Annotated in this window: 13 protein-coding genes; 9 read left to right on the top strand and 4 right to left on the bottom strand. The window is 70.6% G+C overall.

What is annotated here, in order from left to right; translation table 11 throughout:
- The first annotated feature begins 198 nt into the window (after positions 1–198).
- The 6 genes from O3Q52_RS33790 (at position 199) to O3Q52_RS33815 (ending at position 7374) form a co-directional block, all read left to right on the top strand.
- Positions 199–1263 (top strand): enoyl-CoA hydratase/isomerase family protein, encoded by a 1065-nt coding sequence (locus O3Q52_RS33790; RefSeq protein WP_266586712.1) that lies wholly within the window; start codon positions 199–201, stop codon positions 1261–1263.
- Positions 1264–1535: 272 nt separating this feature from the next.
- Complete coding sequence (locus O3Q52_RS33795) at positions 1536–3014, top strand: aldehyde dehydrogenase family protein (RefSeq protein ID WP_266586714.1); 1479 nt, start codon at positions 1536–1538, stop codon at positions 3012–3014.
- Positions 3015–3103: 89 nt separating this feature from the next.
- Positions 3104–4330: a CaiB/BaiF CoA-transferase family protein gene (locus tag O3Q52_RS33800; RefSeq protein WP_266586716.1), complete on the top strand. Its 1227-nt coding sequence runs from the start codon at positions 3104–3106 to the stop codon at positions 4328–4330.
- A 49-nt stretch (positions 4331–4379) separates the two neighbouring features.
- Positions 4380–5624 carry an NAD(P)/FAD-dependent oxidoreductase gene (locus tag O3Q52_RS33805; RefSeq protein ID WP_266586718.1) on the top strand — a complete coding sequence of 415 codons (1245 nt, stop codon included), beginning with the start codon at positions 4380–4382 and terminating at the stop codon, positions 5622–5624.
- A gap of 53 nt (positions 5625–5677) precedes the next feature.
- A complete protein-coding gene (locus O3Q52_RS33810) occupies positions 5678–6514 on the top strand; it encodes a mycofactocin-coupled SDR family oxidoreductase (protein WP_266586720.1) in 837 nt (278 codons plus the stop codon).
- 38 nt (positions 6515–6552) lie between these two features.
- Positions 6553–7374 carry an NAD(P)-dependent oxidoreductase gene (locus O3Q52_RS33815; RefSeq protein WP_269652470.1) on the top strand — a complete coding sequence of 274 codons (822 nt, stop codon included), beginning with the start codon at positions 6553–6555 and terminating at the stop codon, positions 7372–7374.
- A gap of 29 nt (positions 7375–7403) precedes the next feature.
- On the opposite strand, the gene O3Q52_RS33820 is transcribed toward O3Q52_RS33815, so the two are convergent.
- From O3Q52_RS33820 to O3Q52_RS33830, 3 genes are all read right to left on the bottom strand, one after another.
- Entirely contained in the window at positions 7404–7598 is a 195-nt protein-coding gene (locus O3Q52_RS33820) for a ferredoxin (protein ID WP_266586724.1), read from the bottom strand.
- 67 nt (positions 7599–7665) lie between these two features.
- Complete coding sequence (fdxA, locus tag O3Q52_RS33825; protein ID WP_266586726.1) at positions 7666–8016, bottom strand: ferredoxin; 351 nt, start codon at positions 8014–8016, stop codon at positions 7666–7668.
- Between the two features lie 14 nt (positions 8017–8030).
- On the bottom strand, positions 8031–9461 hold the full coding sequence (locus O3Q52_RS33830; RefSeq protein ID WP_269652471.1) for an FAD-dependent oxidoreductase: 1431 nt from the start codon (positions 9459–9461) through the stop codon (positions 8031–8033).
- A gap of 235 nt (positions 9462–9696) precedes the next feature.
- Between O3Q52_RS33830 and O3Q52_RS33835 the strand changes: the two genes are divergently transcribed.
- Together O3Q52_RS33835 and O3Q52_RS33840 are read left to right on the top strand one after the other, a co-directional pair.
- Complete coding sequence (locus tag O3Q52_RS33835) at positions 9697–10533, top strand: hypothetical protein (RefSeq protein WP_266586730.1); 837 nt, start codon at positions 9697–9699, stop codon at positions 10531–10533.
- A 73-nt stretch (positions 10534–10606) separates the two neighbouring features.
- On the top strand, positions 10607–11749 hold the full coding sequence (locus O3Q52_RS33840) for an amidohydrolase family protein (RefSeq protein ID WP_266586732.1): 1143 nt from the start codon (positions 10607–10609) through the stop codon (positions 11747–11749).
- Positions 11750–11906: 157 nt separating this feature from the next.
- On the opposite strand, the gene O3Q52_RS33845 is transcribed toward O3Q52_RS33840, so the two are convergent.
- On the bottom strand, positions 11907–13376 hold the full coding sequence (locus tag O3Q52_RS33845) for an NAD-dependent succinate-semialdehyde dehydrogenase (RefSeq protein ID WP_269652472.1): 1470 nt from the start codon (positions 13374–13376) through the stop codon (positions 11907–11909).
- A 205-nt stretch (positions 13377–13581) separates the two neighbouring features.
- Between O3Q52_RS33845 and O3Q52_RS33850 the strand changes: the two genes are divergently transcribed.
- Positions 13582–13977: carboxyl transferase domain-containing protein (locus tag O3Q52_RS33850; RefSeq protein WP_332112971.1), on the top strand; the 396-nt coding region annotated here is incomplete at its 3' end.

Genomic DNA, 13977 nt, shown 5'->3' on the forward strand with positions numbered 1-13977 from the left:
CCGGCCCGCCCGATGTGCGCGGCCAGGCGCGCGGCGAGAGCGGCCGCCTCGCCCATGGGCACCAGCGGAGTCCCGCCGGCGTGCCCGGTCAGCCACATCACTCCACTGCGTGCCCAGGCGTCTGCCGCGGCAGCGGCTGACTGCGGTGCCCCAGTGACCATGCCCGGATGGTAGAACGAGGAGGTGGCTGCACCAACCATGATCCGTGTCGAGGACCTGGCCGCGGGCGCGGCACAGGCGGAGCTGCTCGGTGCGGACGGGACCGTGGAGGATCCGCTGGTCGTCGTCGACCTGGACCAGCCGGCCGCCGACGAGACAGTGCTGCGCCGGGCGGTGCGCCGGGCCGCGGAGTGCGACCGCCTGCTGGTGGGCCTCACCCGCACGACCGACGGCACACGCCACCTCGTCCCACCGCTGCTGGACGCGCTGGACCTGACACTCGTGCCCGTCGACAGCGCCGATCGGCGTCTGGTCGCAGTCGACGACCCCGAGGCGACAGCCCGCACCCTGGTGCGCGCGGCCGCGGACAGCCCCCAGGCGGCCGTCATCCTGGGCCGTCTGCTGCGCACCGGCCCGCGGCTGACCGTAGGACAGGCCCTCGACGCCGAGTCGCTCGCCTACTCCACACTGCTGGCGGGCCGTCGCTTCGCCCGCTGGCAGGCCGCCCGCGCTCCCCGCCGGCCGCCGCCGCCCGCCCCGGCCGATCCCGTGCTCGTGTGCCGGGACGGGGACGTCCTGCGGGTGACCCTCAACCGGCCGGAACGGCACAACGCCTATGGCCGGGAACTGCGCGACGCCCTCGTCGCCGCGCTCGACCTCGCACTGCTGGACGACACCCTCACCGAGGTCGTCCTGAGCGGCAACGGGCCCTCCTTCTGCTCCGGCGGCGACCTCGGCGAATTCGGAGTCGCCCGCGACCTGGACACCGCACATCTGATCCGCACCCGCGCCGGCGCCGCCCTTCCCCTGCACAAGCTGCGCGACCGCGTCACCGTCCGCCTCCACGGCAACTGCATCGGCGCCGGGATCGAGCTGCCCGCCTTCGCCTCCCGGGTCGTCGCCGACCCGGGAGCCGTCTTCCGCCTGCCCGAACTGGGCATGGGCCTGATCCCCGGCGCCGGCGGAACGGTCAGCGTTCCGCGCCGCATCGGCCGCTGGCGCACCCTCCATCTCGTGCTGACCGGCTGCCCGCTCACCGCCGAACGCGCCCTGGACTGGGGTCTGGTCGACGAACTGAGCCCGTCCGGCCCGACCGGCGCCTGACCCGGAACACGGGAACACACGCCGAGCTGAGGCGTGCACGGATCTCGACACCCCTGCCTGGAAGCCATACGATATGGCTTCCAGAAAGCCTTTCGTTAGCGTGGACGGAGGGGCTGGCGCCCTTGCGACCTGCGGTGTCACCGCAGGAACCGGGCGTCGGCCGAGCCCTGCCGGGGGGACCGCCGCCGCGTACCCACGGTCAAGCGCCGCCCCCCGCCGTTGCCGACCGTGACGTCACCCGCGATGTCCGCACCCACGGAGAGGTAGCGCAAATGATCGAGACCAGCGTCGGTCCGTTCACACCGGAACGCCGCATGCTCATCGACGGCAAGCTCGTCGAAGCGGCGTCCGGCAAGCTCTTCGACAACATCAACCCCGCGACCGAGGAAGTGCTGGGCAGCGTCGCCGACGCCGGGCACGAGGACATGGCGCAGGCCGTCACCGCGGCCCGGCGGGCGTTCGACGAGACCGACTGGGCGACCGACCACGCCTTCCGCCGACGCTGCCTCGAACAGCTGCAGGAGGCCCTGGAGTCCGAACGCGAGCACATGCGCGCCGAGCTCGTCGCCGAGGCCGGCACCCCGGTGGCGGTCACCCGGCTGCAGTTGGACTCCCCTCTGGAGGACGCCCTGCGCTGGCCGGCCAAGTACATCGAGCAGTTCCCATGGGAGCGGCAACTGCCCGACGGGAACGCCTTCGGGATGGCCAGCAAGCGGAAGGTGGTCAAGGAGCCGCAGGGTGTCGTCGGCGCGATCATCCCGTGGAACTACCCGTTCGAGGTGACCGCCAACAAGCTCGGCCCGATCCTCGCCACAGGCAACACGGTCGTCGTGAAGCCCGCACCGGACACCCCCTGGAACGCCACCCGCCTGGGCCGGCTCATCGCCGAGCACACCGACATCCCCGCCGGTGTGGTGAACATCGTTCCGTCCTCCGACCACCTGGTCGGCGAGGCCCTCACCCTCGACCCGCGGGTGGACCTGATCTCGTTCACCGGCTCGACGGTCACCGGCAAGCGGATCATGGAGAAGGGCGCCGCCACGCTCAAGCGCGTGTTCCTCGAACTCGGCGGCAAGTCTGCGATGATCGTCTGCGACGACGCCGACCTGGCCCAGGTGCTGCCGGGCGCCAGAGCCGTCTGCTCGCACGCCGGGCAGGGATGCGCGCTGCAGACCCGCGTCCTGCTGCCCAGGTCCCGGTATGCCGAGGGCGTGGCGATCCTGAAGTCGGTCATGGAAAACATCCCGTACGGCGATCCGACCGACCCGGGCAACATCCAGGGCCCGCAGGTGAGCGCGAACCAGCGCGACCGCGTCCTGGCGTACATCCACAAGGGCGTCGAGGAGGGCGCCGAACTGGTCGTCGGGGGACGCCGGCCGCCTCACCTCGGCAAGGGCTACTTCATCGAGCCCACGCTGTTCGTCAATGTCGACAACTCCATGACGATCGCCCAGGAGGAGATCTTCGGCCCCGTCCTCACCGTGATCGCCTACGACGACGACGAGGACGCGATCCGCATCGCCAACGACAGCAGCTACGGGCTGTCCGGCGGAGTCTTCTCGGCCTCGCCCGAGCGGGCCATGGCCATCGCGCACCGCATCCGCGCCGGGTCGATCTCGGTGAACGGCGGCAGGTGGTACGGCGCCGACGGACCGTACGGGGGCTACAAGACCAGCGGTATCGGACGGCAGAACGGCGTCGAGGGGTTCGAGACCTACCTCGAGACCAAGCTCATCGGGTACATCGGCTGAGCGGTCCTCGACCGCCGCGCCACAGATCCCGCGTTCAGCACCGGACAAGGCACCGGGCAAGCAAGGCACCGGACAAGCAAGGAGTACCCGTGAAACGTCCCATGGAAGGCGTACGGATCGTCGAGGTCGCCCAGTACACGTTCGTGCCGGCGTCCGGCGGGGTCCTCGCCGAGTGGGGGGCCGAGGTCATCAAGATCGAGCACGCGGTCCGCGGCGACGCGCAGCGTGGCCTGGTGAAACTGCTCGGCCTCGACGTCGTGCCGACGACATCCTTTTTCCCGATCATGGAGGGCCCGAACCGGGGCAAGCGCAGTGTCGGCATCGCCCTGGAGGTGCCGGAAGGCCGTGCGCTGCTGGACGAGCTGATCCGCTCGGCCGACGTGTTCGTCACGAACTTCCTGCCGAGCGCGCGGGAGAAGCTGCGCATCAACGTCGACGACATCCGCGCGGTCAATCCCGACATCATCTACGTCCGCGGCACCGGCTTCGGCGCCCGGGGCGAGGACGCGGGCAAGGGCGGATATGACAGCACGGCGTTCTGGGGAAGGGCTGGGAGCGCCGACGGCGTCACGCCGGTCGGCGCCGACCGGCTGGCCAGGATGCCGTCGGGCGCGTACGGCGACTCAATGGGCGGCCTGACCATGGCCGGCGGCATCGCGGCCGCGCTGTACGCCCGCAAGGCGACCGGCGAGCCGTCGGTCGTGGACGTGTCCCTGCTGGGCCTCGGCGCCTGGGCGACCCAGTACTCCGTCAACCAGGCCCTGCTCGTCGGCGGCCCGTTGCCCAAGGTCCAGGAGCCGCGGCACGGCTCGTCGTCGAACCCGCTGGCCGGGTCCTTCCGCACGGCCGACGGCCGCTGGCTGCTGCTGACCATGCTCCAGCCCACCAGGTACTGGCCCGAGTTCTGCGAGCGCATGGGACGGCCGGAACTGGTGACCGACCCGCGCTTCGCGGGCGGCGCCGTCCTGGAGCACGGCGCCGAGGGCGGTGACATCGTCGCGGAGATCATCGGCGGTATCACCCTCGACGAGTGGTGCCGGCGGATGGAGGGCGCGCAGGGACAGTGGGCACTCGTGCAGAACGCCTACGAGGTCGGCATGGACCCGGCGCTGCGCGAGAACGGCTTCATCACCAAGGTCGTCGACGCCGACGGGGTGGAGCGGGAACTCGTCGCCAACCCGGTCCAGTTCGACGAGACACCCGTGAAGAGCCGACGGGCTCCGCAGTTCGCCGAACACACCGACGACGTACTGCGCGACCTCGGCAAGTCCGAGGAGGAGATCATCGATCTGAAACTCCTCGGTGCGGTCACGTGACCGCACCGAGCACCGGCCACAGCGGGGCGTGCAGCGGAGAGGAAAGCACGTGAGGGCCGACGTGCGGCAGGTGGTGGTCGTGGGCGCCGGCCTCGGTGGTCTGACCGTGGCAGAGGAACTGCGCAGGCTCGGCTTCGGCGGGTCCGTCGTCGTGGTCGGCGCGGAGGCCGAGCCGCCCTACGACCGGCCGCCGCTGTCGAAAGAGGTACTGAAGGGCACGCGCGCCAACCCGCCACTGCTGCGCGAGCCGAAGGAACTGGACGCCCTCGGACTGGATCTGCGGCTGGGCACCGTGGCGAGGGGCGTGGATACCACGGCTCGCCGAGTCCACCTGGAGGGCGGCGGAGAGCTGCCCTACGACGTGCTCGTCATCGCGACCGGCGCACGGGCCCGCCGGTGGGAAGCCGCCGGTGCCGCGGCGAACGTCTGGTCCCTGCGCACCGCACAGGACGCCGCCCACATCGCTGCGGCCGTCGCGGGCCGGGGCCGCATCGGCGTGCTCGGTGCCGGCTTCATCGGGTGCGAGGTGGCGGCCAGTGCCCGGGAGACGGGCTGCGACGTGACCCTCGTAGAGGTCCGCTCGGCGCCACTGTCACACGCGCTCGGTCCGCAAGCGGGAGCCGAGATCGCCAGACGCCATCGGGCGGCCGGGGTCGACTTGCGGTGCGGGGTGACGATCGACGAGGTCGTCCTGGACGGTGAGAACCTTTCCGCGGTCCGGCTCTCCGACGGCAGGAGTGTCGCGCTCGACGCGTTGGTGGTCGGCCTCGGCGTCGTCCCGGACACCGAGTGGGTCGAGGGCTCGGGGATCGCGGTCGACGACGGCGTCGTGTGCGACGCGTCCGGGCGGACGTCCCACGAGGACGTCTACGCCGTCGGCGACGTCGCGCGCTGGGTCAATGCACGCACCGGTCGGCACCGGCGGATCGAGCACTGGACCACCACGACCGAGCAGGCGGCGATCGTGGCGAGTGGCATCGCCGGGCACGAGCGCCGGGTGCTCGACGAGGTGCCGTACTTCTGGAGCGACCAGTACGGCACGAAGATCCAGTGCGTCGGCGAACCGGACGCGGGCGCCGACATCACCGTACGGATGACCGGTGCGGGCGGAGACCGGCCGCTGTACCTCTACAGCCGTCACGGCGAGCTGACCGGCGTCCTCGGATTCGGTCTCGCCCGCGTCGTGACGCGGCTGCGGGCGCTGGTCACGGAACGGACGGCACTCGGGGACGCCCTGGACGTTGTCGACGGACTGCACCCGCAGGCGCCGTCACGGACGAATTCACCAGCATGAGGAAGACGGCGCGTCACCGTCCAGGTGAGGCCCCGTCGGCGAGGAGAAACGACATGACAGGTCGGGTTACGGGCAAGGTCGCACTGATCACCGGTGCCGCACGCGGGCAAGGACGCAGTCACGCCGTCCAGCTCGCCCGCGAGGGCGCGGACATCATCGCGGTCGACTATCTCACCTCCTTCGACACCATCAGCTACCCGATGGCGACGCAGGAGGATCAGCAACAGACGGTGAAGGAGGTCGAGGCGCTCGGCCGGCGGATCCTCACCATCCAGGCCGATGTCCGCGACGGGGCCGCCATGCGGAAGGCGGTGGCCGACGGCGTCGCGGAGTTCGGCAAGATCGACGTCGTGGTGGCCAACGCCGGTATCTGCGCGATGACGAAGGACCAGCCCCTGCAGGCGTGGGTGGACGTCAGCGGCGTCGACTTCGGCGGCGTGCTCAACACCCTCAACGCGGCGATTCCGCACCTCGGTGCCGGTGCCTCGCTGGTGGTCACCGGTTCCCTCGCCGCCCTGGTCAAGGGCGGCCCGAGCAAGGAGCCGGGCGGCGTGGCCTACGCCTGGGCCAAGCGCTCGCTCGTCTCGCTTGTCCATGACCTCGCGCTCGTGCTGGCGCCCCACTCCATTCGCCTCAACGGGGTGCACCCGACCAACTGCAACACCGACATGCTCCACCACGAGGCCATGTACCAGACGTTCCGGCCGGATCTGGAGCACCCCACGCGCGAGGACGCGACCGAGGCGTTCCCGGTGATGCAGGCCATACCGGTGCCGTGGGTGGAACCCTCGGACGTCAGCCAGGTGATCGTCTTCCTGGCCTCGGACGAGTCGCGCTACATCACCGGGCAGTTCATCAACTGCGACGCCGGAGGACATCTCAAAATCTGATCGAGCGGTATCCGGCTGCACAGCGCGGAGGAGGACTGATGCGCGTCGGTTTCGTCGGCCTGGGCGACCAGGGCGCGCCCATCGCCGCGCGCATCGCGGCGGCGGGGGTCGACTGCACGGTGTGGGCCCGCCGCCCCGAGACGCTCGACCCCTTCCGCGCCGGTCCGGCCCGGGTGGCTGGCGGGCTCGCCGACCTCGGCGAGGGCGTCGGCCTGCTCGGGGCCTGCCTGTTCGACGTGGCCGGCACATGGGAGGTCCTCTTCGGGCCGGCCGGTGTCGCACCGGCGATGCCGGCCGGCGCGACGATCGCGGTGCACAGCACGATCTCGCCCGACGAGGTGCGGGCACTGGCCCGCGAGGCCGCGACGTACGGTCTGCACCTGCTGGACGCCCCGGTCAGCGGTGGCCGGATCCGCGCGGAGGCGGGCGAACTCATCACGATGGTCGGCGGCGAGCAGAGCACGTTCGCCCGCTTCGAGCCGCTGCTGCGGACGTTCTCCGCCGAGGTCGTGCACGTGGGACCCGTGGGTGCGGGCCAGCACGCCAAGTTGCTGAACAACGCCATGCTTGCCGCGCACCTCGCCCTCGCGGCGGACGCCTTCCGGATCGCCGAAGGCCACGGGATCGATCCCGTGGCCTTCGGAAAGGTGCTCGCGGGCGGCTCGGGCCGGAGCTTCGGCGTCGAAATGTACGCTCGTGCCGGCGGACTGGCGGCCGTCGCCCGGTCCCAGGCCCGGCCGACGCTCGGCAAGGACGTCGCACTGCTGGCCGACTCGATGGTGTCCGCCCGCGAGGGCGGGCTTCTGCTCTCGGCAGCCCGAGCGGCGATCGCCGGGCTCGACGCGGCCGCCGACGACTGAAGGACGACGCCGGCGGCCGCATTCGCGTGTCAGGAGCTGAGCGTGATGGCGCGCTCCGGGCAGTTGGTGGCCCCGGCGCGCGCCGCGGCCTCCAGCTCCGGGGGCACCGCCTTGTCGGAGCCGATGTCGCTGTAGCCGTCGTCGTCCACGGTGAAGACCTGCGGGGCGACCGCGTTGCAGCGCGCGTGACCGCTGCACTTGGCCGAGTCGACGGATGCTTTCATGTGCTGTGTCCTTTCCTGGGGGCGGCGGGGCGTGTGTCGGCCCCGCGCCGGGTGAGGTTCGAGTCGGTCAGGCCCCGGCGCCGACCTGCGGTGGCTGCGCCACGACGAGGGGGGTGTCGGCGTCGACCGGACCCACGGACCGCGCTCCGCCGGGATTGCCGAGCGGCGCCCCGTCGACCAGCGGAAGGGAGAAGAAGGCGGCGTTGTCGGCGATCGACGCCTGAAGGGCTTCCGGCACTTCCTGATCGAAGTAGACGGCGTCGTTCGGGCACACCGGTGCGCAGGCGCCGCAGTCGATGCATTCCTCCGGATTGATGTACAGGGCTCGGGCACCCTCGTAGATGCAGTCGACCGGACACTCGCGCACACACGCGCGGTCCTTGAGGTCGACGCACCTGGTGGTGATGACATACGGCATGACGGACTGCCTCCTCACGTTCGTGGCGCGAGCCGCGCCGCATCCGAAACCGCGTCGGCGCGCGCCCGGTCGACGACGTCGTGCATCTGGGTGAGCGAGGTGAGCTTGACGCGCGGTCGCCCGAGCGGTTCGCCCCTCGCCCGCTCGTGACGGTCGATCGACAGCCACGCGTTCCAGTCGACGGAGGCCGGAACACCACGGCGGATCCATGCCCGCACCTCGTCCGGCGCGGCACTCGCACGTCCGTTGAGCCGTCCCCGGCGCAGGTCGTCGAGAAGGGCCGTGACGGTGTTCTCGGCGTCCGACTTGTTCGTGCCGATCACCCCCGAGGGCCCGCGTTTGGCCCAGCCGACGACATACTCACCGGTCAGGGCCACGCTGTCGGGGCCCACCAGCCGGCCGGCGACGTTGCGCAGGACGCCGGTGTGCGGATCCAGCGGAAGGCCCTCGACCGGGCGCGCGCGATAACCGACCGCGCGTATGACGAGGTCACAGGGCAGCACCTCGTGCCGGTGGGTCGGCCGCGCGACGACGCGCCCGTCCAGATCGGCTTCCAGTACGTTGTGCGCGGTGCGGACCGCGCTCACGCGCTCGCCCGCAGGATCACCCAGGAGTTCGACGGGCGAGCGCAGGAAGCGGAGTTCGATGCGCCGGCTGCCCGGCGAGGCCGGGCGCCGGGAGAACTCGGTGAGCAGCGCCAGCCGCCGTGCCGCCGGTGAGTCGGCCCCGTGAGCGGCCAGCTCCCGGGCACTGTGCGGGTCGAGCTGGAGCTCGGCCGGATCGACGACGACATCCACGCCGTCGAGCCGGCCCAGCTCCAGCAACTCCGGTGTGCTGAAGGCGGACTGGACCGGGCCGCGCCGGCCGAGCACGCTCACCCGGCGCAGCGATGAGGAGGCGAGCGCGTCGATCGCCCGGTCAGAGGCGTCGGTTGTGCGAAGGGTCTCCTCGGGCAGTACGAGCATACGTGCCACGTCGAGCGCGACATTGCCGTTCCCCACGACCACGGCATGGGAGCCGCCCAGGTGGAACCTCCGGTGCGCGTGGGCCGGGTGGCCGTTGTACCAGCAGACGAAGTGCGTGGCCGGATGCGATCCGGACAGGTCCTCGCCGGGGATGCCCAGCCGTGCGTCGAGTTCGGTGCCCATCGCGTACACGACCGCCGTGAACCGTTCGAGCACCTCGGCGCGGGTGATCGCCTCGCCGAACTCGACGCCGCCGAAGAAGCGGACAGCGGGATGCGCGGCCGTGCGCTCGAAGACGCGGGCCACAGACTTGATCTTGGGATGGTCGGGTGCGACGCCGGCTCGCACCAGCCCGTAGGGGGTCGGCAGGCAGTCGAAGAGATCGACGGCCATGCCCGCGCGCACGAGGTGATCGGTCGCGTAGAACCCTGACGGGCCGGCGCCTATGACGGCGATTCGGGGCGGGGGAGTCTGGGCCACGGCTCGGACCTTTCCGGCGACGACGTCGAGCGGAACCTGAACCGTTCCGGGCTTCGAAGGGGCTGTGGTGCACCATACCGTATCAATTACGGGAAGCTCCCTCCAGTGGTGGTGCGCAGTGCTGTCGGCCGAAGTCCGGGCGTGTTGGCGCAGCGGGCTCCCACGTCCTTGCCCCGATGTGGCGAGGTAGTTACAGTAGGGCTATCGGTATCGTCGATGAGGACGGAGGGCCACTATGCGGGCCCCTCTCGCGGTCGAACGTCTCGGGCAGGTGAACCTGTTCACGCGGTCCTTGGACGCGGAGCTGACTCTGCAGCAGGACGTTTTCGGCGCACGGGTTCTCCGGCGGTGGGGGGACGGGCCGGCGGGCAGCAGGCATGCCCTGGTCCTGATCCATCGCACCGGTGTCGAGACGTTCGCCCCGACCGCGCCGGGCGGGGCCGTCGCACTCCGGTCCGACGGCAACGGCTGGGATTCGCTGCAGTGGCAGGTGTCCTCCCTGGGCGATGCCGTCACGGCGCTGCGAGAGCACGGCGTCCGGGTCGGCGAAGACGCCGACGGCCGCGCCTTCGTGCGCCCAAAGGACATGCACGGCCTGGCGATCGGGCTCACTGACCGCCGCGCCGAGAGCCATGACCGCGACCTCGTGGACCGCGAACCCGCCTTCTGGTCGGACGAACATGCCCTCGGGCTCGTGGGCGGCGCGACCGTCAAGGTGGTCGCGGCACAGCCGGAGAAGGCCGCCGCCGATCTCGCCGCGCTGGTGGGCCGGGAGGCGTACGTCGTCGAGCGACGGCACCTGAACATGGCCGGGCACGGAGTGCGGTTCGACGACCATGCCGTCGAGTTCGTCGGCTCGGCGACCGGCTCGCGGGCGGACCTCGCCGGCGGCCATCTCGTCGAGCGCGGGGAGCGGATCTTCTGCCTGACCTTCACGGTGCGGGATCTGCTCGCGGCGCGGACGTTCCTGGTGGGAAGGGATGTGCGGTTCGAGCAGTTCGGCCGGCACAGTCTCCTCCTCGCCCCGGTCGACGCCGGGGGAGCGCGCATCGAGATCACCGACACCGACTGAGCCGCCTCCGCGTGTGATCGCGGAGTTCAGGCGAGGTGGGTGACACCTTGCTGACTGGAATGTGGAGGACCGCATGCTGCCACCTGATGCCCAGATCGTCTCCGTGGACGACCACGTCATCGAGCACCCGAACGTCTGGACCGACCGCCTGCCCAAGAAATACCGGGAGGCCGGCCCCCGGATCGAGCACCGGCCGGACGGCAGCGACGTATGGATCTACGAGGGCGCGCTCGCCGGCACACTGGCCCTCAACGCGGTGGCCGGCAAGGATCCCAAGGACTTCGGGCTCGATCCGCGCAGCTACGACGACATGCTTCCGGGCTGCCACGACATCCACGACCGCATCCGGGACATGGACCTCGAGGGCGTCTGGGCCCAGATGTGCTTCCCGAACATGGGCGGATTCGCCGGCAGCGGATTTGCGAAGTCGAAGGATCTCGACCTCGCGGCCGCGTGCGTCCGGGCCTACAACGACTTCATCCTGGACGAGTGGTGCGCGGCCTATCCCGAACGTCAGATTCCGCTGGTGATGGTGCCGTACTGGAACGTCGAGCAGAGCGTGGCCGAGATCGAGCGGACAGCGGCCAAGGGTGCCAAGAGCGTGACCTTCCCGGAACTGCCCGACCGGCGGGATCTGCCGTCATGGCACAGCGACCACTGGGACCCGGTGCTCGCGGCCGCCGCCGCCCACGACCTGCCGCTCTCGCTGCACTTCGGGTCGGGCGGTAGCCCGCAGGCCTCACCGGAGGCGATGAGCACGAACTTCACCGTGGGCATCTCGCTGTTCGGCCTCAACTCGATGTCCGCGACCGCGGAACTGCTGCTCTCGCCCGTCTTCCACAAGCACCCGAACCTCAAGGTCGCGCTGTCCGAGGGCGGGATCGGCTGGATGCCGTACATGCTTGAGCGCATCGACGTGGTGTGGGAGCGGCACCGCTGGTACAACGACGTCAACAAGGACGTCCGTCCCTCGGAACTGTTCAAGGACCACGTCTACGGGTGCTTCATCTCCGACCGGGCCGGTGTGTTCACACGCCATCTGATCGGCGTGGAGAACATCATGTTCGAGAGCGACTACCCGCACTCCGACAGCAACTGGCCCCAGACCCGCAAGTTGCTCGAGAACGTCATGCTCGACGTTCCGGACGACGAGGTCCGCCTGATGGTGGAACTCAACGCCCGCCGTCTGTACAACTTCCCGCGCTCCGACGCCTGAGGCACAGCACCGCCCCGCCCGGCCACCGACATGTGAGGGGACAGTGTCGGTGGCCGGGCGGGGCTGCGTCTGACGCCCGCGGCTGCGCCGTACTTGAAGAGCGGCGCGGGCCGACGGGTGCGCCGTGCACGCACCGGAAAGGCACGTCCGCGAGGAGTCACAGCGTGATGCCGACCAGCTTGGTGTCGAGGTACTCGTCGATGCCCTGCGGTCCGCCCTCGCGACCCAGCCCGCTGTGCTTCGTGCCGCCGAACGGCGCGGCGGCGCTCGTCGGGTTGATGTCGTTGATCCCCACGATGCCGAAGCGCAGCGCCTCGGTGACCCGCAAGGCGCGGGAGAGGTTCTCGGTGTAGACGTACGCCGCGAGACCGTAGGCCGTGTCATTGGCCATGGCGATGGCCTCGTCCTCGTCGTCGAAGGCGATGACCGGGGCGATCGGGCCGAAGGTCTCCTCGTGGTAGATGTCCATCCGTGGTGTCACGTCGGTCAGGATGGTGGGGGCGAAGAACCGGCCGCCCGGCAGGCGCGGGTCGGTGAGCCGTTCGCCGCCGGTCAGCACCTTCGCTCCGTGCCCGACGGCGTCTGCCACCTGCCGCCGCATCTTCGTCATGGCGGCCTCGTCGATCAGCGGGCCGATGCTGACGTCCTGGTCGAGCCCGTTGCCGGCCTTCATCGCGCTCACCCGCTGGACGAGGACGTCGAGGAAGTTGTCGACCAACTCCCGCTGGACGAACACCCGGTTGGGGCAGATGCACGCCTGACCGGTGTTGAGGAATTTCACCAGGCCGAGGCCCTTCGCGGCGCGCCGCGGGTCGGCGTCGCCGAAGACCAGGAACGGGGCGTGACCGCCGAGTTCGAGCGACACCCGCTTGACGGTCTGCGCGGCCTTGGCGCCCAGCATCATGCCGACCTCGGTCGACCCGGTGAACGTCAGCTTGCGGACGGCCGGGCTGTCCAGCAGGGCGTCGCCGACCGGCGCCGGGTCGCTCGTGGTGACCAGGTTGACGACACCCGCGGGCAGGCCTGCGTCGTGCAGCACCTGGAAGACCGCGACGGCGCACAGCGGGGTCTGCTCCGCCGGCTTGAGCACGATCGTGCACCCCGCGGCGATCGCCGGTGCCACCTTGCGTGTGATCATGGAGACCGGATAGTTCCATGGAGTGATCGCGGCGACCACGCCGACCGGCTGACGCATCGTCATGAAGCGGTGGCCGGCCCGCGAACTCGGGATGGTCGCGCCATAGACCCGCTTGGCCTCCTCGGCGTACCAGCTCAGGAAGTCCGCGGCGTAGCGCACCTCGTTGCGGGCCGCCTTCAGCGGCTTGCCCTGCTCCTTGGTCATGAGGACGGCGAGGTCCTCCGCGCGCTCCAGCATCAACGCGTGCGCGCGCTCTAGGTACGCCGCCCGCTCGTAGGCGGTCGTGCGCGACCACGAGGCGAACGCCGCCGCGGCGGAGTCGACCGCGCTCCGCGCCTCGGACGCCGATCCGTCCGAGGCCGCGCCCAGCACGGACCCGTCGGCGGGGTTGAACACGTCGAACTCCCGGCCCAAGGCGGCTGCCCGCCACGTTCCGTCGATGTACAGCGTGGCCGCGGAGGTCGACCGGGCGGAGTTCTCGGCAGTCATGGAGCGGGCCTCCAGATGGAAGTCGGATGGGCTTTACGGTATACCTTTCGGGATGCCTTGTCAGTGCGTGTGACCAGCATTTTCCGATGTCGCGGGTGTGACGTTTGCCGCGTTGTCGGGCGGCTCGGGAATTGAGATGGTTGGTGGACCATCAATCTGTTCGCCCGAGCCTCACGCTCGATGGCACCCCTTCGATGGGAACTCCATGACCGTCGAGCGCAATCACGTGGGCCTGTCCATGCCTTCGCTGACGCACGAGTGGGATGCCGATCTCGCCTCGGCGAACCCGCTCCGTTTCCCCGGCTACGACGCTCCGGCCCCGCAGGACGAGTCCGTCCGTACGGGTGTCGCCGAGCATCCCCGTGGTCCCCTCGTGGTGATCGAGTGCCGGTTCGACCGGCACGGCGGCACGATGGGTGTGGCCGCCGGTGAACGCATCGTGCGCGCTTTCGACCGAGCCCGAGAGGAGCGGCTGCCGGTCGCCGCGTTCGTGGCCAGCGGCGGTGCGCGGCTGCAGGAGGGCCTGGTCTCGCTGACCCAGATGGCGCGCGCGGCCGGCGCTATCGGGCGCCTTCGCCGCGCCGGCCTGCCGTTCGCCGCG

Source organism: Streptomyces sp. ActVer (assembly GCF_027270795.1).
Taxonomy (GTDB): domain Bacteria; phylum Actinomycetota; class Actinomycetes; order Streptomycetales; family Streptomycetaceae; genus Streptomyces; species Streptomyces umbrinus_A.